General features: G+C 62.9%; 20 protein-coding genes. 14 read left to right on the top strand and 6 right to left on the bottom strand.

What is annotated here, in order from left to right; all coding sequences use genetic code 11:
• The first annotated feature begins 67 nt into the window (after positions 1 to 67).
• The 8 genes from ACQZ5H_RS11685 to ACQZ5H_RS11650 all read left to right on the top strand — a co-directional run bounded on the left by ACQZ5H_RS11685 (position 68) and on the right by ACQZ5H_RS11650 (position 7,186).
• A complete protein-coding gene (locus tag ACQZ5H_RS11685) occupies positions 68 to 595 on the top strand; it encodes a hypothetical protein (protein ID WP_449097918.1) in 528 nt (175 codons plus the stop codon).
• A 113-nt stretch (positions 596 to 708) separates the two neighbouring features.
• The gene (locus tag ACQZ5H_RS11680) at positions 709 to 1,077 is read left to right on the top strand and encodes a hypothetical protein (protein ID WP_449097780.1); all 369 of its coding nucleotides are present in this window, start codon (positions 709 to 711) and stop codon (positions 1,075 to 1,077) included.
• Positions 1,078 to 1,155: 78 nt separating this feature from the next.
• A complete protein-coding gene (locus tag ACQZ5H_RS11675) occupies positions 1,156 to 2,229 on the top strand; it encodes an Ldh family oxidoreductase (protein ID WP_449097779.1) in 1,074 nt (357 codons plus the stop codon).
• A gap of 108 nt (positions 2,230 to 2,337) precedes the next feature.
• A complete protein-coding gene (locus ACQZ5H_RS11670; protein ID WP_449097778.1) occupies positions 2,338 to 3,096 on the top strand; it encodes a FadR/GntR family transcriptional regulator in 759 nt (252 codons plus the stop codon).
• A gap of 24 nt (positions 3,097 to 3,120) precedes the next feature.
• Complete coding sequence (locus tag ACQZ5H_RS11665) at positions 3,121 to 4,095, top strand: sialic acid TRAP transporter substrate-binding protein SiaP (RefSeq protein ID WP_449097777.1); 975 nt, start codon at positions 3,121 to 3,123, stop codon at positions 4,093 to 4,095.
• 63 nt (positions 4,096 to 4,158) lie between these two features.
• Complete coding sequence (locus ACQZ5H_RS11660; protein WP_130283784.1) at positions 4,159 to 4,731, top strand: TRAP transporter small permease; 573 nt, start codon at positions 4,159 to 4,161, stop codon at positions 4,729 to 4,731.
• A 4-nt stretch (positions 4,732 to 4,735) separates the two neighbouring features.
• A complete protein-coding gene (locus ACQZ5H_RS11655) occupies positions 4,736 to 6,142 on the top strand; it encodes a TRAP transporter large permease (RefSeq protein ID WP_112712024.1) in 1,407 nt (468 codons plus the stop codon).
• Between the two features lie 9 nt (positions 6,143 to 6,151).
• Positions 6,152 to 7,186, top strand: coding sequence for an L-idonate 5-dehydrogenase (locus tag ACQZ5H_RS11650; RefSeq protein WP_449097776.1), 1,035 nt, complete (start codon positions 6,152 to 6,154; stop codon positions 7,184 to 7,186).
• Here ACQZ5H_RS11650 and ACQZ5H_RS11645 read toward each other — a convergent pair.
• From ACQZ5H_RS11645 to ACQZ5H_RS11620, 6 genes are all read right to left on the bottom strand, one after another.
• On the bottom strand, positions 7,183 to 8,235 hold the full coding sequence (locus tag ACQZ5H_RS11645) for an Ldh family oxidoreductase (RefSeq protein ID WP_449097775.1): 1,053 nt from the start codon (positions 8,233 to 8,235) through the stop codon (positions 7,183 to 7,185). The two genes, ACQZ5H_RS11650 and ACQZ5H_RS11645, sit on opposite strands and share 4 nt — an antisense overlap.
• Positions 8,236 to 8,259: 24 nt before the next feature.
• Positions 8,260 to 9,222 carry a hydroxyacid dehydrogenase gene (locus tag ACQZ5H_RS11640; protein ID WP_449097774.1) on the bottom strand — a complete coding sequence of 321 codons (963 nt, stop codon included), beginning with the start codon at positions 9,220 to 9,222 and terminating at the stop codon, positions 8,260 to 8,262.
• A 55-nt stretch (positions 9,223 to 9,277) separates the two neighbouring features.
• A complete protein-coding gene (gene pdxA, locus ACQZ5H_RS11635; protein WP_112712016.1) occupies positions 9,278 to 10,264 on the bottom strand; it encodes a 4-hydroxythreonine-4-phosphate dehydrogenase PdxA in 987 nt (328 codons plus the stop codon).
• 13 nt (positions 10,265 to 10,277) lie between these two features.
• A complete protein-coding gene (locus tag ACQZ5H_RS11630; protein WP_199625298.1) occupies positions 10,278 to 11,411 on the bottom strand; it encodes an iron-containing alcohol dehydrogenase in 1,134 nt (377 codons plus the stop codon).
• Between the two features lie 308 nt (positions 11,412 to 11,719).
• Entirely contained in the window at positions 11,720 to 12,910 is a 1,191-nt protein-coding gene (locus tag ACQZ5H_RS11625) for a sialidase family protein (protein WP_449097773.1), read from the bottom strand.
• A gap of 10 nt (positions 12,911 to 12,920) precedes the next feature.
• A complete protein-coding gene (locus tag ACQZ5H_RS11620; RefSeq protein WP_449097772.1) occupies positions 12,921 to 13,826 on the bottom strand; it encodes a dihydrodipicolinate synthase family protein in 906 nt (301 codons plus the stop codon).
• Between the two features lie 283 nt (positions 13,827 to 14,109).
• Here ACQZ5H_RS11620 and ACQZ5H_RS11615 point away from each other — a divergent pair, with 283 nt between their 5' ends.
• The 6 genes from ACQZ5H_RS11615 to ACQZ5H_RS11590 all read left to right on the top strand — a co-directional run bounded on the left by ACQZ5H_RS11615 (position 14,110) and on the right by ACQZ5H_RS11590 (position 20,861).
• The gene (locus ACQZ5H_RS11615; RefSeq protein WP_130283800.1) at positions 14,110 to 15,750 is read left to right on the top strand and encodes an ABC transporter substrate-binding protein; all 1,641 of its coding nucleotides are present in this window, start codon (positions 14,110 to 14,112) and stop codon (positions 15,748 to 15,750) included.
• A 138-nt stretch (positions 15,751 to 15,888) separates the two neighbouring features.
• A complete protein-coding gene (locus tag ACQZ5H_RS11610) occupies positions 15,889 to 16,845 on the top strand; it encodes an ABC transporter permease (RefSeq protein WP_112712008.1) in 957 nt (318 codons plus the stop codon).
• 2 nt (positions 16,846 to 16,847) lie between these two features.
• Complete coding sequence (locus tag ACQZ5H_RS11605) at positions 16,848 to 17,807, top strand: ABC transporter permease (protein ID WP_130283804.1); 960 nt, start codon at positions 16,848 to 16,850, stop codon at positions 17,805 to 17,807.
• Positions 17,807 to 18,811 carry an ABC transporter ATP-binding protein gene (locus tag ACQZ5H_RS11600; protein WP_449097771.1) on the top strand — a complete coding sequence of 335 codons (1,005 nt, stop codon included), beginning with the start codon at positions 17,807 to 17,809 and terminating at the stop codon, positions 18,809 to 18,811. Before ACQZ5H_RS11605 ends, ACQZ5H_RS11600 begins: the two co-directional genes overlap by 1 nt.
• On the top strand, positions 18,811 to 19,803 hold the full coding sequence (locus ACQZ5H_RS11595) for an ABC transporter ATP-binding protein (protein WP_199625295.1): 993 nt from the start codon (positions 18,811 to 18,813) through the stop codon (positions 19,801 to 19,803). The genes ACQZ5H_RS11600 and ACQZ5H_RS11595 overlap by 1 nt, the downstream gene beginning before the upstream one ends.
• Entirely contained in the window at positions 19,800 to 20,861 is a 1,062-nt protein-coding gene (locus ACQZ5H_RS11590; RefSeq protein WP_449097770.1) for a four-carbon acid sugar kinase family protein, read from the top strand. Before ACQZ5H_RS11595 ends, ACQZ5H_RS11590 begins: the two co-directional genes overlap by 4 nt.
• The last annotated feature ends 19 nt before the right edge of the window (positions 20,862 to 20,880 follow it).

The raw sequence follows: 20,880 nt of genomic DNA, 5'->3' as shown, positions 1-20,880 counted from the left end.
CATGGAGTTTGACAGCCCGGGCTGCTATCCCATCGGCAGCAATGATGAAAACCACGAGTGCGATGCAATGAGCCACATTCCCCAGATCGACTACGAAACGGCATCGGCGGAGATCCGCGAGGCGCATGACGAGGAGGTCAAGGTTCGCGGCCGGATGACCAATATGAAGCGCACGCTGCTGCATTCGCCAGCCGCCCACCGTATCTATGCCGAATGGTTCACGCTGCGCGCCGAGCTCAACCCCGCCGTCAACGACCGGGAGATCTGGATCTTCTCGCATGCGATCTCGAAAGCCAGCAAATCGAAGATCGCCATTACCTTCTTCCGCCGGGCGCTGATCAATGCCGGGTTTGACCCCGATGCGCTGAAGCTGTCCGATAACGAGCAGCTGCTCGCCCGCTTCGGAACCGCGATCGTCGCCGATTCCAATGCCATCCCCGCCGAGATCTGGGAGGCACTGAAGGGGCGCTATCCGGCCAAGGTTCTGGTCGATCTCGTTGCCTTCGCCGGGATCATGCTGGCAACCGCCGTCTTCAACAATGTTGTCGACGTCGATTTCGATCCGGAGCTCGAGGCTTTTGCCGAGCGCAGCTGACTGCCGTTACGTCAGGTTGAGAAGCGCCCGGTATCATTTCTGTGCAAATCCGACCGGCATCCCCAAAAAGCGGGATATCGCTGGCTCTTGAATGGTAAGATAACCCGCCCTGGTTGAGCGGCGATTCGGTATCCAACGCCGCTCCCATAGGGGGAGTGAGCATGATGTCAGATGTGATCGCACAGATCGCCCGCGCGGCGGCAGAGCTTGAGGCCGAGCTTCGAGCGTTGCTGCAACTCGAGCAGGATGCGCCGCCATCCCTCCGAGACGATCTTGATGTTCTTCCTTGCCTTCTCGTCGAGCGCTTTCCGCAATTGTGTGATGAGCGTGCCGAGCTTCGCGGCCTGCTGAAAATCGGCCGGGCGGCCAGCCGCTCCGAACATCTCTCTCCAGCGGTTGCCGCCGCTGCGCTGGCGATGGTGGCGGAGTTCCGGGCGATCATCGCAAGGCTCAGCGCAAGGCCGGTGGTGATCGGCGTCTGATCCCATCTCAGCCGCTTTACGGCGAGCGGAAGCTCGCCTAGTTCTGTCGGGACGCGTGACTGGAACGGATAGAGCGGCATGCCCCATGACACGACTTCCCCCCGCGGCGGCCTGACGCCGCTCGTTTCGATCGACAGTTTTTGCCGCAAGGTCTTTCTTGCAGCCGGGACCGACGAGGCGACCGCCGATGCCGCGACGCGGGCGATGATGCACGGCACCCGCCATGGTATCGATAGCCACGGCGTCCGTCTCCTCGGCCATTACGTGAAGGGGCTGACCGAAGGCCGCCTCAATCCGCGGCCGCAGATCGCCGTCGCCAGCAACCTCGGCGCTATCGCTTCGCTCGATGCCGACAATGCCCATGGGGCGCTCGCGACCTATACGGCGATGGCGCACGCCTCGCGTCTGGCCGTCGATTTCGGCATCGGTGCCGTCGCGGTGCGCAATTCTTCGCATTTCGGACCGGCCGGAGCCTATGCGATGACGGCGGCCGGTCATGGCCTTATCGGCTTCGCCTTCTGCAATTCCGACAGCTTCGTTCGCCTGCATGACGGGGCGATGCGCTTCCACGGAACCAACCCGATCGCCTGCGCTGTGCCCGTCAGGGGCAGCGACCCCTGGCTGTTCGACATGGCGACCAGCGCCGTGCCCTATAATCGCGTGCAGCTCTATCGCAGCCTTGGTCGCGAACTGCCGGCCGGCGTCGCCTCCGACGAGCGCGGCTATGACACCCGCGACCCTGATATTGCCGACATGCTGGCGCCGCTCGGCGGTGAATTCGGCTTCAAGGGTGCCGGTCTCGCCGGCATCTCCGAAATCCTCAGCGCCGTGCTGACGGGCATGAAGCTCAGCTTCGACATCGCACCGATGCCCGGTCCGGATTTTTCGACGCCGCGCGGCCTCGGCGCCTTCGTCATCGCGCTCAACCCTGAGGCCTTTCTCGATCTCGAGACCTTCGACGCGGGAATGAAGCGCTACGTCGAGAGGCTCAGGAATTCGCCCGCGCGCGACGGGTTCAAGGTCATGGCGCCGGGTGACCGGGAATGGGCCGTTGCCAGGGAACGGGTCGAACGCGGTGTCGAACTCGATCCGGCGACCGCTGACAGTTTCCGCACGCTTTCCGTACAATACGGTGTGGACTTCCCGGCCTGATTTCATGCGGCGCATTGACGCACAACCGCCCCGATGTTACGCATGAGTCAATTGGTCAGGCCAGTTGACCAGTTGTGCGCTTGAGGAGAAGCGCGCCGGGGAGGCCACATGTTTTCGGCTGTTGAATCACGCCGCCTCTACAGGCAGGTGGCGGACCAGATTCGTTTGATGATAACCAGCGGCGAGCTCGCCGTCGGGCAACGCTTGCCGGCCGAGCGCGACCTCGCCGAGCAGCTGTCCGTCTCGCGCCCGACGGTGCGCGAGGCCCTGATCGTTCTTGAGGTCGAAGGCCTCGTCAACATCCGCATGGGCTCCGGCATCTATGTCGTGCGCCAGCACAGCGTCGCGGCAGCGCCAGCCGAGCCGGAGCCGGTCGAAGGCCCGTTTGAGCTGCTGCAGGCCCGCGCCGTCATCGAATGCGCCATTGCCGAAGAGGCGGCGAAAGCCGCGACCCCAGCCGATATCGCAGCGCTCGACGATGCCTTGAACAGCATGCGTGGCCTGGTCGGCGACCCCAGTGCCGTGATCGCCGCCGACCGCGCTTTCCATACCGGCATTGCCGCGATCGTCCGCAATGCGGCGCTGATCCGCGTCACCGGCGAAATGTTCGACATGCGCATGACGCCCTATTTCGAAAAGCTCGCGAGCCATTTCGAGGGGCCGGCCACCTGGCTCAGCGCCCTTGAGGAGCATCAGGCCATTCGCGACGCGATCGCCGCCGGCGATCCTGATGCCGCGAAGGCCGCGATGCGGGCGCATCTTGCCATGTCGCAGAAGAGATTTTCCGAAAGCTTCGGGGAGGAGTTTCCGGGAGAGGAGGGGCGCGGCCATCCGGCCGGTCCGAAGAAAGGAAATGCAGTCACTTAAACCAGAGCTCGGGAGGAGAGAGCGATGAAGATGAAATTGGCAACAATTCTTTGCACCGCGGCGGCGATCATGGCGTCGACGGCATTTGCGCATGCGCAGACGGTCCTGAAATGGGCGCATGTCTACGAAACGTCGGAACCCTTCCATACGGAATCGGTCTGGGCCGCAGGCGAGATCAACAAGCGCACCAACGGCCGCTACAAGATCGATGTCTTCCCGGCCTCGCAGCTCGGCAAGGAAGCCGATATCAACCAGGGCCTGAAGCTCGGCACCGTCGATATCATCATCTCCGGTTCGAGCTTCGCCGCCCGCGACTACAAGCCGATCGGCGTCACCTATTTCCCCTACATCTTCCGCAGCCCGGAACACCTGATCGCCTATACCAAGAGCGACGTCTTCAAGCGCCTTGCCAAGGGTTATGAAGACAAGACCGGCAATCACATCGCCGCCGTCAGCTACTACGGCACCCGCCACACGACCTCCAACAAGCCGATCGCCAAATGCGCCGATATGGCCGGGTTGAAGATCCGCGTGCCTGACGTGCCGGCCTATCTCGCCATGCCGCGCGCCTGCGGCGCCAACACCACGCCGATCGCCTTCGCGGAAGTCTATCTTGCCCTGCAGAACGGCACGGTCGAAGCGCAGGAAAACCCGCTGACGACGATCGAGGCGAAGAAGTTCTATGAGGTGCAGAAGAACATCATCCTGACCGGCCACATCGTCGACCATCTCAACACGGTGATCTCGAAGACGCTGTGGGCGAGCCTCTCCGACGAGGACAAGAAGATCTTCGGTGACGTCATGCAGGAAGCTGCCGAGCGCACCACCAAGACGATCGAAGGCAAGGAAAACAGCCTGATCGCCACCTTCAAGGAAAAGGGCCTGAATGTCGCCGAGATCGACAAGGCCGACTTCGAGAAGACCGTCATGGAGAAGGTGAAGTTCGAGGACTTCGGCTACGAAAAGGCCGATTGGGAAGCGATCCGCGCGATTCAGTAAAGCCCGCGGTGCGGCGCCTTCGGGCGCCGCGCTCATCCTTTCCGCAGGGGACCAACGCCGCCCATGACGCAAGAAATCCATACGCCGGTGACCGCCGAAGAGATCGGTCACGAATTCGAAGGCCATGCGCCGACCGCCAATATCTCCGATTATGCGATCGAGGACTGGATCACGCTGATCATCTTCTGGCTGATGGCGGGCTGCGTCTTCCTGCAGTTCTTCACCCGCTATGTGCTGAACGACAGCTACGCCTGGACCGAGGAAATCGCCATCAACTGCCTGATCGGCGTCGTCTTTCTCGGGGCCGTCATGTGCGTGCGCACGTCACGGCACATCCAGGTCGATGTCTTCTATCACTATATGCCGGCAGGTCTGGCGCGCGTGCTCGCCACCTTCGTCGATATCGTCCGCATCGGCTTCCTGGCCTATGGCTGCTACCTGATGTGGCGCTATGTCGACATCGTCGCCGACGAGCAGATGGTTACCATCGATCTGCCTCGCAACATCGTCTTCTACAGCGTGCTGATCGCCTTCGTGCTGATGCTGATCCGCGCCGTCATCGTCTTCATCGCCAATATGCGCCGCGGCTACTCGGTTCTCGAGCGCCCCGAAGAATTCCAGACTGTCGAGGGTTGATCCAATGCTGCTGCTTCTTGGCTCGTTTCTGCTGCTGATGGTGATCGGCGTTCCCGTCGCCATCTCGATGGCCGTCGCATCGGTTCTCTACATCGTTCTCTACGGCGTCGCTCCCGATATCATCGTCGCCCAGCGCATGATCGCCGGCGTCGAGAGTTTTCCGCTGCTTGCGGTTCCCTTCTTCATCCTCGCTGGCAACCTGATGAACTCGGCAGGTGTCACCGGCCGCATCTATTCTTTCGCGGTGGCACTCGTCGGCTGGATGAAGGGCGGCCTGGCGCAGGTCAATATCATCGGCTCGGTAATCTTCTCCGGCATGTCCGGCACGGCGCTCGCCGATGCTGCCGGCATCGGCACCATCGAGATCAAGGCGATGAAGGATCACGGCTATCCGGTTGAAGCCGCCGTGGGCGTTACCGCGGCATCCGCGACGCTCGGCCCGATCTTCCCGCCGTCTCTGCCCTTTGTCATCTACGGCATGATGGCCAATGTCTCTATCGGCGCGCTGTTCATGGCCGGCATCCTGCCGGGCATCGTCATGACGCTGTTGATGATGGTGACGGTCGCCGCTTTCGCCTACCGCAAGCGCTGGGGCGCGGATGCGCCCTTCGACGTCAAGCAGCTGGTTTCGGCGGGCATGGAAATCGTCGTCGTACTGCTGGTGCCGCTGTCGATATATCTGATGATGCTTGCCGGACTTTCGATGAATGCCGCAGCCGGTATTGCCCTGTTAGTACTGCTCGGCCTCGACTGGTATTTCGGCTTCTCCGCCGTCATGGCGCTGATGACGCCGGTCATCCTGATCGGCGGCATGACCATGGGCTGGTTCACGCCGACTGAGGCGGCCGTCGCCGCCGTTCTCTGGTCGCTGTTCCTCGGTCTGGTACGCTACCGCACGATGACCTTCTCGACACTTGCCAAGGCGAGCTTCGATACGATCGAGACGACCGCTTCGGTTCTCTTCATCGTCACGGCGGCCTCGGTCTTCGCGTGGTTGCTCACCGTCAGCCAGGCGGCCCAGCTGCTCTCGGATGCGATCCTGTCGATTACCGACAACAAATGGGTGTTCCTGATCCTGGTGAACCTGCTGATGCTGTTCGTCGGCTGCTTCCTCGATACGATCGCGGCGATCACCATTCTCGTGCCGATCCTGCTGCCGATCGTCGCCAAGTTCGGCATCGATCCGGTTCAGTTCGGCCTGATCATGACGCTCAATCTGATGATCGGGCTGCTGCACCCACCGCTCGGCATGGTGCTTTTCGTGCTGTCGCGCGTCGCCAAACTGTCGGTCGAACGCACGACGATCGCCATCCTGCCCTGGCTGGTGCCGCTCTTCGTCGCATTGATCTTGATCACCTTTGTCCCTTCCATATCTCTCTGGCTGCCGCAGCAGCTCGGTTTGCTACGGTAGGAGGAACAGATGCAGACACGTCTCGCGCGCCTTTACGGCAAGGGTGATCTCAGGATCGAAAGTGGGGCCGTTCCGTCGCCCGGACCGGGGGAAGTGCTGCTGAAAATGGCGGCCGCAGGCATCTGCGGCTCCGACCTGCACTATTACCAGGATGGCGGCTTCGGGCCGGTGAGGGTCCGCGAGCCGATCATCCCCGGCCATGAGGCGGCGGGTGTCGTCGAGCAGGTGGGCGCAGATGTAAAGCTGAAGCCCGGCACGCTTGTTGCCGTCAATCCGAGCCAGCCCTGTGGTCATTGCGAATACTGCCGGAAGGCGATGCCGATCCACTGCCTGGAAATGCGCTTCATGGGCAGCGCCATGCGCCTGCCGCATGAACAGGGCATGTTCCGCGAATGGTTCGTCGTGCCAGAGAAGCAATGCTTCGAGGTTGCGCCGGGAACGAGTGCGGCGGAAGCTGCCTGTAGCGAGCCGCTCTCCGTCTGCCTGCATGCCGCGTCAAGGGCGGGCGAGATCCGGGGCAAGCGCGTCCTTGTGACAGGCGCCGGGCCGATCGGTTCGCTGATGGTTGCAGCTGCCAGGCACCACGGCGCCGAGGAAATCGTCGTCACCGACCTTGCCGATGCGGCGCTGCAGCGGGCGACCGCGATGGGCGCGACGCGGGCTGTCAACGTCTCCGCCGGGGCTTCGGCACTGGCGGAATTCGAGGCAAATAAGGGCTATTTCGACCTGGTCTTCGAATGCTCGGCGGCGGCGCCGGCCATCCGCAGCGCGATCGCCACCGTCAAGCCGCGCGGCACGATCGTCCAGGTCGGCGTCTCCGGTGAAGTGCCCGTACCCCTGAACGCGATCGTCGCCAAGGAGCTGCACATCCACGGCACGCAACGCTTCCATGAGGAATTCGCGACCGCGGTCGCGCTGATCTCCGACCGCGCCATCGACGTCCGCCCGATCATCAGCCACAGCATGCCGCTGGAGCAGGCCGATGCCGCCTTCGTGCTGGCAGGCGACCGAACCGCCGCCTGCAAGGTGCAGCTGACGTTTTAGGCGGGTAGTGCGACACCCAGCCGCTCGGCATGCGGCTTCAGCGAAGCCATGATCCCTGGGAAGAGGGCGACCCCATCGGTCAGCGCCTTGCGCTTGCGGGCGAGGCCATTTTCGCCGGGGAGACGCACGCGGGCGACGCCGGGGCGGGGTGGGTTGTTGTGGCAGGCGTCAGCGAGCCAGCCGGTCTGGCGGAGAAACGCTTCCCGGCCGCCGAAGGCTTCGGGATCGAAGACCTGCACGGTGACGGCGGCATTGGTGCCCTTCGGAGCATCGACGCGGCCGTAGCCGGCAAGACCCTGCGTGAAGGCTTCGACATGCAGGGCCATGCCGTAACCCTTCTGGCCGTGATCGAGGCCGCCGGTCGGCAGCAGCGTGCCGCCGCGCTCGATGACGCGCGGATCGCGGCTCGGGTTGCCGTTCTCGTCGAGCAGCCAGTCATGCTCGTATTCCCTGCCTTCTCGAATGAGCCGCTGCGCCATGTTGACGGTGGTGATCGAGGCGCTGATGTCGATGAGGATCGGATCGCCGGGCGTCGGGATGCCATGGGCGACCGGGTTTGGCGTGTAGACGCCGCGCGTGCCGCCGAAGGGCGCGACCTGGGCGCCTGACGGGCTGGAGCTGGCGATGCTGACCACGTAGCCGAGGTCCGTGGCGAGCGTGAGATAGGCGGCGAGGCAGCCGATATGGTGGCTGTCGGCAATCGTCACGGTGGCCGTGCCATATTGCGCGGCGCGATCGCTGGCGAGCTTGACGGCTTCCGACGTCAGCCATGCTCCGGGCAGGCGCTTGCCATTCCAGGCAATCGCCGGGCCGCGGTCGGAGATGACATCGGGCGCACCGGATACCTTCATCACGCCATCGGCAATGCTTTGCAGATACCAGCCGGCAAGAGCGAGGCCGTGCGTCGTGTGGCCGAGAAGATCGGCTTCGACGAGAAAGCGCGAGACGGCTTCGGCCTTGTCATCTTCGAGGCCGGCAGCCGCAAACAAGGAAGTTGCGAAGGCGCGCAGCTTGTCTGCCTGATAGAGGGTCTCAGTCGTATCGGCCATGGGAGCCTCCGGATCGTTGAAAGGTCAGCGGGCGAGGAAACGCGGATGCAGCGCCTCGCCGCGCAGCGTCGCCAGCACATGTTCGGCCGAGATGACCGACATGGCGCGCTTGGCATCGAGTGTGACGCCGGCGACATGCGGCGTGACGATGGTGTTCGGCAGCGAGAAGAGCGGGTTGTCCTTTTCCGGCGGCTCGACGGCAAAGCTGTCGAGGCCGGCTCCAGCGAGGTGGCCGCTTTTCAGCGCGTCGACCAGCGCCGTCTCGTCGACGACTTCGCCGCGGGCGGTGTTGACGAGGAAGGCGCCGCGCTTCATCAGTCCAATGCGGCGCGCATCGATCAGGTCGCGCGTCTCTGGCGTCAGCGGGCAGTGCAGGCTGACGATATCAGCGGTCGACAGAAGCTTGTCGAGATCGGTCTCGCGGGTAAAGCCGTCGAAGGCTTCGGCGGGCGTATGCGGATCGAAGGCGGAGACCTCCATGCCGAGCGCCTTCGCCATCTTGCCCAGCGTCTGGCCGATGAAGCCGAAGCCGACGAGGCCGAGGCGCTGACCGCGCAGCTCGCGGCCGTGATACTGGCCCTTGTCCCAGGTTCCGGAGCGGATCAGCGCATCCTGGCGGGAGAAATCCTTGACCAGCGCCATGATCAGCGCCAGCGCGTGTTCGGCAACGGAGATGCCGTTGCTCCCCGTGGTCATCGAGACGGGAATGCCGAGTTCGGTGGCTGCCTTGACGTCGATATCATTGGTGCCGACGCCATGCTTGGCGATGTGGCGCAGACGCCCGCCGGCCTGCATTTCTTCGGCGCCGAGGACATCGGCGAGCAGGCGGATGATGGCGCCGTCCGGTTGATGTTCCCGCATCAGGCCGATCACCGTCTGGCGGTCGATATAGGGCTTGGTCTGGACGACCTTGACGCCTTCCTTCTCCAGCACCTCCCGGCCTTCGGGCGCGAGTTCTCCTCCGAGAACGAGTACGGTTCTCTGCATGCCTGCCTCCTCATTTCCCCCCCGGCAGAGCGGCGCGCAGGCGCCGCCCGGTCCGCTATGCGGCCTTGCGCGGCGAGCGCGCCATCAGCCGAGCGTAAGCGATGGCCGAGAGCATGTTGACGTGATTGGCCTTGCCCGTTCCGGCAATATCGAAGGCCGTGCCATGGTCGACCGAGACGCGGTCGATCGGCAGGCCGAGCGAAACGTTGACGGCGGTCTCGAAGGCGACGAGCTTGATCGGGATATGGCCCTGATCGTGGTACTGGGCGATGACCAGGTCGAAGGCGCCGTTGTAGGCGCGGGCAAATACCGTATCGGCCGAAATCGGGCCGACGACATCAATGCCCTTGGCCTGCGCCAGTTCGACGGCAGGCGCCAGGAACTCGGCATCCTCGGTGCCGAACAGGCCGTTTTCGCCGCAATGCGGATTGATGCCTGCGACCGCGATGCGCGGCTTCATCCCGAGACGCATGAAGTGGTTATGACCGGCCTCGATCGTCGCCAGCACACGCTCGGTCTTGGCGCGTTCGATTGCGCCGCGCAGCGAAACGTGGGTGGAAACGTGGATCGTGTTCAGCCGCTCGGAGGCGAGCAGCATGAAGGAGCTCTTCGAACCCGTCAGATGCGCGAGCAGACCGGTGTGGCCGTCGAAATGATGGCCGGCGAGGTTCATCGCTTCCTTGTTGATCGGCGCGGTGACGATGACATCGGCTTCGCCGGACATGGCGAGATCGACGGCGCGGCTGATGTATTTCACCGAGGCGTCGCCGGCGACCGGGCTGACCTTGCCGATCTCGGGCAGGGGAGCGCCGAGTTCGACTTCATCGACTGCGATGGTCGAACCGTCTTCGGAGGCGGCGGAGCCGAAGCGCAGACCGGTGCCGGTGGCGCGATCGGCGCGAACAAGCGCTTCCGTATTGCCGACGATGACGAAATCCTTGCGCTCGCCGGCGGGCATTGCCGCCAGCGCCTTGACGATTACTTCGGGGCCGACGCCTGCGGGATCGCCGAGCGTTACGGCCACTTTTGCATTCTTCGTCATCGGTCAAATTCCCTTAAAAAGCAGCTTGATAAATGGCGCGGATATCATCGCGGGCGAGATCGCGCGGATTGTTGTCGAGCAGGCGGCGGATGGCAAAGGCATCGTCCGCCATGGCGTCCAGATCGTCGGCGGGGACGCCGAGGCCCGAGAGCTTCATCTCGATGCCGAGATCGGCGCAGAAGGCATACGCCGCATCGAAGACCGAGCGGACGTCATCCGATGTCTGGTAGCCGAGCGCTGCCATGACGGCGCGGGTCTTTTCCGGCACTGACGGCGTGTTGAAGGCCAGGACATGCGGGAAGATCAGCGCATTGGCGGCGCCATGGGCGACATGCCAGCGGGTGCCTAGCGGATAGGCCAGCGCATGGCCGCCGGCCGTATTGACCGGGCCGAGGCAGAAGCCGCCATAGAGCGATGCAAGCGAAAGACCGGCGCGTGCTTCCGCATCCGAGCCGTCCTTGACGGCGCGGGCGAGATATTTACCGACAAGACGGGCACCTTCGATCGCGTAGATGTCGATCATCGGGTGGGCCTTGCGGTTGGTGAAGGCCTCGACGCAATGGGCCATGGCATCGACGCCGGTGGCAGCCGTCGTGCGCGCCGGGACGGTGAAGGTCAGCGCCGGGTCGATGACCGCGATATCGGCCAACATGTAAAGGCTTTCGACGGCGAGCTTCGCCATCGTCTTGGGATCGGTGACGAGGGCGCGGGTCCCGGCCTCGCTGCCGGTGCCCGATGTCGTCGGCACCTGTGCCAGCGCGACCTTGCGCGGACCGGTGACCTTGTGCGGGCCGACGACCTCGTGGAGGGTCTGGGACGAGCCGGCGAGAACCGCAGCGAGCTTGGCAAGATCCATGGCGCTGCCGCCGCCGAAGCCGACGATCAGCTCGGCCTGCGCGGCGTTTGCGGCCTCCAGCACCTTGTCGAGATTGGGAATATCGGGCTCGGGCGTGACATCGGCGAAGACCGAGACATGGCCCGGAAGTTCGAGCACATCGACGCGCGAGGCGTTGAACGCATCCGAGATGACAAGCGTACGGGCATAGCCCTTGGCGGCCGCCCACTTGCCGAGCTTGCCAGCCGTGCCGACGCCAAACTCGATGATTTCAGGCCTGACAACCGTGATAGGCGAATCCAGACTGACCATGACACGGCTCCTCCATGATTACGGCCAAAGCCGCTATTGATGTAAAGTTGTTATATCAACTGTATGTTTCTGGCAATAAGGCGGGCGATGGTTTTTGAGCAAATTCGCAGAAAACCTATGCGGTAGCTACTGATCAGCCGTCTGGACGCACTCAATAAGACATTGATTTCTTGTTATTTTGCGAGCGAATGGAGCGCTCTATCCCCTAGCACCCCTCTTATTGCCGAGGTGAAAGACGCGCTGCATTCACTTGTAAATACAATCAAGGATTTCGCGCCAAATGGCGCGAAATCCTGTCGTTCAGGGGCTTAGATCGCCACATCACTTGGCAGGCGAACATATTTGATCGCCCGCCGATAGTAGGTGTAGGCGATGTGCAGCGTCCCATCCGGCCCCTCGGTGATCGAGGGATAGGAGAATTCGCGGTTGAGCGAATCTTTGGAATTGTTGCTGAGGCAGTAACCGTCGCCGGTGTCGAGATCGATGTGGGAACCGAAGCTCTGGCCGCCATTCGTCGAGATCGCCAGGCTCAGGGGCGCACGCGGAACGCCCCAGACGGCCTTGCGGCGTGTCGCAACGGGTGTTTCCGCAGCCTTTACGTCGTCCTTGTCGCTTTCGATCTCGTCATAGAGCGACTCGCGGCGGGCATCCGATGTCTCGGCGTTGCTGTGGTTGTAAACCATGGCAATGCGGCCGTCTCCAAGCTTGGTTGCCTGGATCGAGGAGTTGTTGTTCGGCAGGTTGACCGGCTTCGGTGCCGACCAGCTGTCGCCATTATCCCCGGATTCCGATGACAGGACATGTTCGGAAAAACGGTTGCGGAAGAAAGCGACCATTTTGCTTCCGTTGAGCGGGATGATGTTCATGTGCACGGCGCCGAGGCTCTCCGGCACGTCGACCATCTTCCAGCTCTGGCCCTGATCCCGCGAGACCAGAACGCCTGCAGTATCGGCATCGCCGCTCCAGCGCTGGCCGGGCAGGCTGACACAGCGGAACGCCGGCAGCAGCCAGGTGCCTGCGGAATTGACGATGACAGGCTGGCGCACGAAAGTGCCCGGAAGATCGCAGAGAAGGCGGACGGCGCCGAACGTCTTGCCGCCATCTTCGGAGATCCGGCACTTTACAACTGAGCCGTCCTGATCGCCAGATGTCTGCGAGGTGTAAAGCAGCCAGACATTTCCGTCCGGGGCATTGAAAATCAACGGGTTCTGTTCCGATTTCGCCGGATCGTCGGAGAGTTTTTCCGCTTCGGACCATTGATCCGCGCCGGGCGCAAGCCGGGACATGTAAACGGAAATGTCGCCCATTCCTTCCATCGTGCCGCCGAACCAGACGCAGGTCAGCGTGCCATCCGGCAGGAAGGCCAGATTGGCGGCGTGGTTCTGGATGCAGCGGGAGGGCAGAAAGGCGTCGGCCCGGCCCGGCTGAGCCGGGTTCGGGGCGATCTTGCCGGTCATCAGCGCCGGTACGGCTTCCGGCGGGAGCGCGGTGAAGCTCATGGCATCCTCCTTACGGCAGCTGTGCGTAACCTTCGGCAAGTGCGGCATATTCCGCGTCGGTGAGGGCAACGAGCGGCGGGCGCGTGCGCTTCCAGGCGGCATTGCCGGTCTTCAGGCCAACCATCGCCTTGATGGTCGGGATCTGCACGTAGGAATTGGAAAGCGTGCGGTAGCCGTTGATACGGGCCTGGGCCGCATCGACCTTTGCCGTCTGGGCTTCGTCATGGACGTAGTCGTAAACGGTGCGCAGCGAGTCGGCGACGAGGTTCGAGGTTGCCGTGATGCAGCCTGCACCGCCGGCCTTCAGCAGCGGCAGCAGCAGCGGATCGGCGCCGCAGAGCACGGAGAAGCCCGGATATGCTGCGATGATCGCCTGCATGTTGTTGAAATCGCCTGCAGATTCCTTGATGCCGACGACAGTGTCAGGGAAGGCTTCGACAAGGCGGCCGATCAGCGGCACGGAAAGCGGAATGCCCGAAACCTGCGGGATGTGATAGAGGATCACCTGCAGGCGGCTGTCATTGACGCCTTCGAGGATCGCCGAATAGGCGTTGAACAGGCCGTCGTCGGAAACGCCCTTGTAGTAGAAAGGCGGCAGCATCACGACCTTGGTGACGCCGAGCGACAGCGCATGCTTGGTCAGTTCGATCGTTTCAGGAATGGCGGCAACGCCGGTGCCCGGCAGCAGCTTGTCCGGCGAGATGCCGGCCTTCAGTGCGGCTTCAAGCAGCATGCGGCGTTCGCTCATCGAGAAGGAGTTGGCTTCGCCCGTCGTGCCGAGCAGGGCGACGCCATGGCAGCCTTCCTCGATCAGGCGCTTGCAGTGCTCGATAAACAGGCCGACATCCGGGCTGCCGTCGGCGTTCAGGGGTGTCGTAGCGGCGCTGAAAACGCCCGTGATCTTGTGATTGCTCAACGCATCCTCCTCTGCAGCGCAAGGCCGCTCCTGGCTATATCAGTGCGTGACTTTTCCTCGAAATGATAAGTTGTTGTCAATCTTACAAGCTGCGTCAGAATGACATGCGTATTTTATCCTATTGAAATTAAATGGTAAAAATTTTTGTCCAAAGTTTGGAAGTTGAAATCTGTAAATTTGGATTGACAGATTTACATTATCGCGCAAATCTCTGGGGCATTGTAAAGCGTCCGGCTCGGGGAGGGTTTTCGAGTACGCGCTGTTTTGCCCATGGGAGGAATGTATGACAGACCGCAATGACAAGAATGCTTCCACGGTGTCGCGCCGCGATGCGCTGAAGCTCGGCCTCGCCGCCGGCGTCGGCTTCACGCTGTTCGGCATGAGCGCCCGCATCGTCATGGCCCAGGAAGGCCAGGTGCTGAAGGCCATCAACCCGGCTTTTGACCAGGATTGGTCGCCGCTGCGCGGCGGTGGCCGTACGTTCCGCTGGAACTCCTTCTGGTGGGCATCGCCGATGTATTTCGACGCCGAAGGCAAGCTCAACCCCTACGTCTTCACCAGCTGGGAATCGCCGGACAAGAAGGTCTGGACCTTCAAGATCGACCCGAAGGCCGTCTTCTCCGACGGCAGCAAGATCACCGCTGCTGACGTCAAGGGTTCCTGGGAAGTCGCTTCCCGCCCCAACACCAAGAGCCAGCGCGCCGATCAGGTCATGGGCAAGGTCGAAGGCTACAAGGATGTCGCCGGCGGCTCGGCCACCGAGATTTCCGGTGTCGCAACGCCTGACGAAGGTACCGTCGTCGTCACGCTGACGGAAGCCGATCCGATCTTCTTCATGCGCCTTGCCAACCACATCATCCCGATCACCAAGGCTTCGCAGTCCAAGGGCAGCGATGGCGAGGAAGTGGCTGACTGGTACAAGCCGGATAACAGCGCCGTCTATTCCGGCCCGTTCAAGCTGACCGCCATCGATATCGACGCGGGAACGCTGACCTTCGAGCCGAACGAGAACTTCTTCGGCACCAAGCCGAAGCTCGCCCGCATCGAGATCGCCTCGATCGAAGACAACGTCACGGCAACGCAGCTGATCAAGTCGGGCGAATACAACGCTCACACCGAGCTGGTCACATCGACGATCATCCAGGATCTCGGCCCGGAATTCTCCGCCGGCCCGATCATCCCGACCAGCCAGCACTTCTGGTTCAACGTCAAGCGTGCGCCGATGGACGATCCGAAGGTTCGCCAGGCGCTGATCATGGCGATCGATCGCGATGGTCTCTTCAAGGCATCCTATCCGGATGGTCCGCACAAGAAGGCCGACCAAATCCTGAACTCGGTTCCGGGTGCCGACAATTCCGGCTTCGAGCCCTATCCGTACGATCCCGAAGGCGCCAAGAAGCTGCTTGCTGAATCGAGCTACGGCGGTCCCGATCGCCTGCCGAAGATCATGTTCGTCGGCATTTCGGCTCCGGCCATTCAGGCCGCTGCCCAGTTCATCGCCGAGCAGTGGCGCCAGAACCTCGGCATCACCGCTGTCGACATGAAGCCGCAGCAGGACTCTTATGCCGGTCCGGACCAGAACTCGGTCCAGATCTTCCGCGACGACGTCGGCACCCGCGTTCCGGATGCCGTGTCCTATCTCGCAGGCTGCATCGCCTCCACTTCGTCCAACGCCCAGAACAAGCTCGGCGGTTACAAGAACGACAAGGTGGATGCGGCTCTGGCAGAGGCAGCAACCAAGGCTGCCGACGATCCGGATCGCGTCAAGCTCGCTCAGGATGCCCAGAAGGCATTCCGCGACGATTGGGCGTTCATTCCGTGGTATTCTCAGGCCATGTCCCGCTGGGCAACCAAGGACGTCAAGGGCATGGAGAAGAACCTCGACTGGCAGGTCGTCGCTCCCTGGGACGTATCGGTCGGCTGATTGAGACGGTAAAGCCGGTCTCTCCAGCCCTCAAGCAACCGCGCGAAGGCCGCAAGGTCTTCGCGCAAGTTTCAAGAAGAGTAGGCGCGTTCCGCGCAGTTTGCGGTAAACGCGCCTGATAACAGGTGGGAGGTGGCCTTGCTTCGCTATGTACTAACGCGATTTGCCATCTGGATTCCGTCGGTTCTGGTCGTGATGCTCGCCGTCTATGCGATGGCCTTCTACGGCGCCGGCGATCCGATCAAGCTGATCTTTCTTCGTGCGCCGGGCGACGTCGCCTATAATCCGGAGCGCATCGAAGCCATCCGCGAAAGCGCGGGCCTCAACAAACCCTTCATCGAGCAGTTCGGCTATTACATCTGGAACCTGCTGCATGGCCAGTTCGGCAATTCGCTGACCTCGGGCCGTTCGGTCTGGGCCATGGTTTCGGCCGCCGCCCCGGTTTCCTTCAAGCTGGCGCTCTGTTCCATCATCCTGACGGCTGTCGTGGCGATCCCGCTCGGCATGCTGGCAGCGCTGAACCAGAATTCCCGCGTCGACTACACGATCACCGGTACGGCGCTGTTCCTCTGGGCAATCCCGGCCTATGTCGCCGGTCCGCTGCTGATGGTCGGCCTCATCGTGCTCCTGCCGATGATCAAGGTGCCCTATGGCTGGGGCGGCGTCTTCGACGTGCGCATCATCCTGCCGCTCATCGTGCTTTCATTCCAGCCGATCGCGCTGATCGTGCGCCAGACGCGCGCCGCCGTCATCGAAGTCCTATCGGAGGATTTCGTCCGCACCGCCCGCGCCAAGGGCGTGCCTGAGCTGGTCGTTGCGATCAAGCATATCCTGCGCCCGGTGCTGACGCCCGTCGTCACGCAGCTCGGCCTTATCATGATCACCATCGTCAATGGCGCGATCTTCGTGGAGCTGGTCTTCGGCCTGCCAGGCCTCGGCCGTCTCACGGTGCAGGCGCTGACGAATTCCGATTATCCGGTCATCCTCGCCATCACGCTTATCGGATCCTTCCTGGTGATGATCTCGAACCTGCTCGTCGATGTGCTCTACCCGATGCTTGACCCGCGTGCCAACGACGCAAGAAGGAGCCGCTGACCATGTCCGCCATCCCTCTCTCGACAATCGAAACCGCCGACGAACTGCCGGTCAACCTGTGGCGCGACGCCTGGTACCGCCTGAAGCGCAACAAGCTTGCGGTCTTCGGCCTCATCGTGGTGCTGATCCTCGCCTTCGCGGCAATCTTCGGGCCGTATCTCACGCCCTATGATTACCTGACGCAGGATCTGCAGGCCCGCAATGCCGCACCGTCGCTGGCGCATCTCTTCGGTACCGACGATCTCGGCCGCGATGTCTTCAGCCGCGTCGTCTTCGGCACGCGCACCGCCTTCCTCGTCGCCGTCATCGTCACCTTCATTGCCGTGATGATCGGCCTGACGCTCGGCGCCATCGCCGGCTTCTTCGGCAACCCGTTCGACCGCGTCATCATGTGGCTGACGGATGTCACCATGTCCGTGCCGAACCTGCTGCTCGTCGTCGTCATCAACGCCTCGCTGAAGTCGCCGATCACCAACTGGATGGAGGCGCAGTATCAGGCGACTCTCAATCCCTTCTATCGCCAGACGATCTGGGTCGACTTCCTCCTGGTCTTCGGTTCCATGGCGCTGATCTCCTGGCCGCCCTATGCGCGTCTCGTCCGCGCCCAGGTGCTGTCGATCCGCAGCCGTCCCTATATCACGGCCGCCCAGGCGCTCGGTCTCTCCAACTGGGTGATCATCAAGCGCTATGTCATTCCGAATGCGCTCGGCCCGCTCATCGTCTCGGTCAGTGCCGGTCTCGGCACGGCGATGGTTCTGGAAAGCGCATTCTCCTTCCTCGGCGTCGGCGTCAATCCGCCGACCCCCAGCTGGGGTAACATGATCTCGGATGGTCTGCGTGTCTGGCAGCACTATCCGCATCTTCTCGCCGCTCCGGCGGCCGTGCTCGGCCTCGCTTCGGTAGCCTTCAGTTTCCTCGGCGACGGTCTCAACGACGCGCTCAACCCGCGGGGCAGCAAGTGATGAACACGAAGACATCTGAACGCCTTCTCGATGTTCGCGACCTGACGGTCGAGATCGACACCCGCCGCGGTCCCGCCGTCGTCGTCGATAGCATCGACCTCTACGTCAACAAGGGCGAAACGCTCGGCGTCGTCGGCGAATCCGGCTGCGGCAAGAGCCTGACCATGTTGAGCCTGATGCGGCTGCTGCCGAACAAGATCAAGGTCACCAAGGGGACTGCGCATTTCGACGGACGCGACCTGCAGAAGATGTCGAATGGCGACCTGCGCAAGGTGCGCGGCGGCGATATCGGCTTCGTCTTCCAGGACCCGATGACCTCGCTCAACCCGGTGATGCGCGTCGGCGACCAGATCTGCGAACCGCTGATCTATCATCGCAAGATGAGCAAGGCGGAAGCGCGGACCCGCGCCGTGGAACTGCTGCGCCTCGTCGGCATTCCCGGTCCCGAAGAGCGGCTGATGGCCTATCCGCACGAGCTTTCGGGCGGCATGCGCCAGCGCGTGATGATCGCGATCGGCCTTGCCTGCAATCCGAAACTCCTGATCGCCGACGAGCCGACCACGGCGCTCGACGTGACGATCCAGGCCCAGATCGTCGATCTGGTGAAGGACCTGCGCGCCAAGCTCGGCATGTCGGTCGTCTGGATCACCCACGATCTGGCGCTGATCGCCGGCCTCGTCGATCGCGTTGCCGTGCTCTATGCCGGTACCGTTGTCGAGGATGCGCCGGTCGACGAACTCTATGCGCGCCCGAGCCATCCCTACACGCGCGGTCTGCTGTCCTCTATCCCGAAGCTCTCGGACTCCCCGGCAAGCCGTCTCTCCTCGATCGGCGGAACGCCGCCGGAGCCCGGCCGCCGCCCGAAGGGTTGCCCCTTCGCACCGCGCTGCCCGCTCGCCGAAGCCGTCTGTCACGAGCGCGTGCCGAAGCTCGAGCCTGTTGCGGGCGCCGGCAATCATCGCGCCGCATGTTTCGTCGTCCAGAAAATGCAGGAGGCCGCGTGATGGGTGCCCAACCGCTTCTGAAAGTCGAAAACCTCGTCAAGCATTTCCACGTCAAGCTCGGCGCCTTCGGCGAGCGCTCGGCGACTGTCTATGCGCTCGACAATGTCAATCTCGACATCATGGAAGGCGAGACGCTGTCGCTCGTCGGCGAATCCGGCTGCGGCAAGTCGACGACCGGCTTCACGATCCTCAACCTCTACAAGGCGACATCCGGCAGGGTGGTCTACAAGGGCCAGGATATCGCGACGCTCGATGAAAAGCAGATGCGCCCCTTCCGGCGCGACCTGCAGATCGTCTTCCAGGACCCGTATTCGACGCTCAACCCGCGCATGACGATCGGCGAAGCGATCGGCGAGCCGATCCTGTTCCACAAGCTCGCCACCAAGGCGGAGCTGAAGAGCAAGGTCGATGCGCTGCTGACCGATGTCGGCCTGCCGACCCGCTTTGCGCAGCGCTATCCGCATGAGCTCTCCGGTGGCCAGCGCCAGCGCGTCGTCATCGCCCGCGCACTCGCCTGCCAGCCGAAATTCATCGTCTGCGACGAGGCGATCTCGGCGCTCGACGTGTCGATCCAGGCGCAGATCATCAACCTGCTGCTCGACCTGCAGGAAAAATACGGGCTGACCTACCTCTTCATCGCCCACGATCTGGCCGTTGTCCGCCACATCAGCACGCGCGTCGGCGTCATGTATCTCGGCCGTCTGGCCGAACTCGCGAGCCGCGAAGAGCTGTTCGACAACCCGCTGCATCCCTATACGAAGGCGCTGCTCTCGGCCGTTCCGGAAACCGATCCGGAGCATGAGCGCACCCGCCAGCGGCAGATCCTGCAGGGCGACGTTCCGAGCCCGCTCAATCCGCCGACGGGCTGCCGTTTCCACACGCGCTGCCCCGTCGCCATGGACGTCTGCTCCAAGGTCATTCCGGAATGGAAGGAAGCAAAGCCCGGCCATCTGGTCGCCTGCCACGCCGTCAACACGGGACAGACTGCATGACGTTGAAAGCCGCCATCATTGCCGACGACCTGACGGGAGCGCTGGATACCGGCACGCCCTTCGTGGACGCCGGGCTTTCGGTGGCGGTGGCGATCGATGTCGAGACGGCCGATGAGGCGCTTGCGGCGGGGACCGATGTCGTCGTGATAAACACCGCTTCGCGCGCCTTGTCGGAAGACGATGCGGCGCGCCGCGTGCGCAAGGCTGCCAACGCTTTGAGCGCGCGGCAGCCGGCGATCGTTCTGAAGAAGATCGACTCCCGGCTGAAGGGCAATGTGGCGGCCGAAAGCGCGGCACTGGCAGATGCTCTTGGACTTTCCCGGATCGTCGTGGCGCCTGCAATCCCCGATCAGGATCGAACCACCTATCGCGGCTTCGTCGTCGGCCGCGGCGTCGAAAAGCCGATTGCCGTCGCCGATCTCTTTACCGGCCGCGATATGGATGTTGTTGTCGCCGACGCCGAAAGCGATTTCGATCTCGACGATATCGTGCTTGGCAATGACTGGAACAGCGTGCTGGCCGTCGGAGCCCGTGGTCTTGGCTCGGCGCTCGCCCGCAAGATCGGCCGTGCCGGTGGGCATCCGCTGCCCTTTCAGGCATCGCTTCGCACACTCTTTGCCTTCGGGTCCCGTGACCCGATCACGGCGGCGCAGATGAACCGTCTCGAAGCCGCAGGTGCGCTGCGCGCCGTCATCGATGCGCCGATGGGCAGCGTCGAATGTGGCGAGGGGCTGGCGTTGCCGCTGCTTCTGCGCTGCACCGGCGAAATCGCCGGAGAGGGCGCAACGGTTGCCCGCCGCTTCGCAGGCGGTGTAAAATCGGTGATCGATGATACCAGGCCGGACATGTTGATGGTCGGCGGTGGTGACACGGCGCTTGCGGTCTTCCGCGAACTCGGCATCAAGACGCTGATGCCGAAGGGAGAAATCGAGGCAGGCGTGCCGTGGTTTGACGTAACGGCCGCCGACGGGCGGCATTTCCGGTGCGCGGTCAAGTCTGGGGGCTTCGGCAATACCGAGAGTCTGCTAAGACTGGTTCCACGGAATCAGGCGGCTTGAGCATGGTACCGGCGGGGAG

The organism is Rhizobium sp. 21-4511-3d (assembly GCF_053522545.1).
Note: the sequence above shows the minus strand (reverse complement) of the source record. Positions and strands in the feature narration are given on the sequence as shown.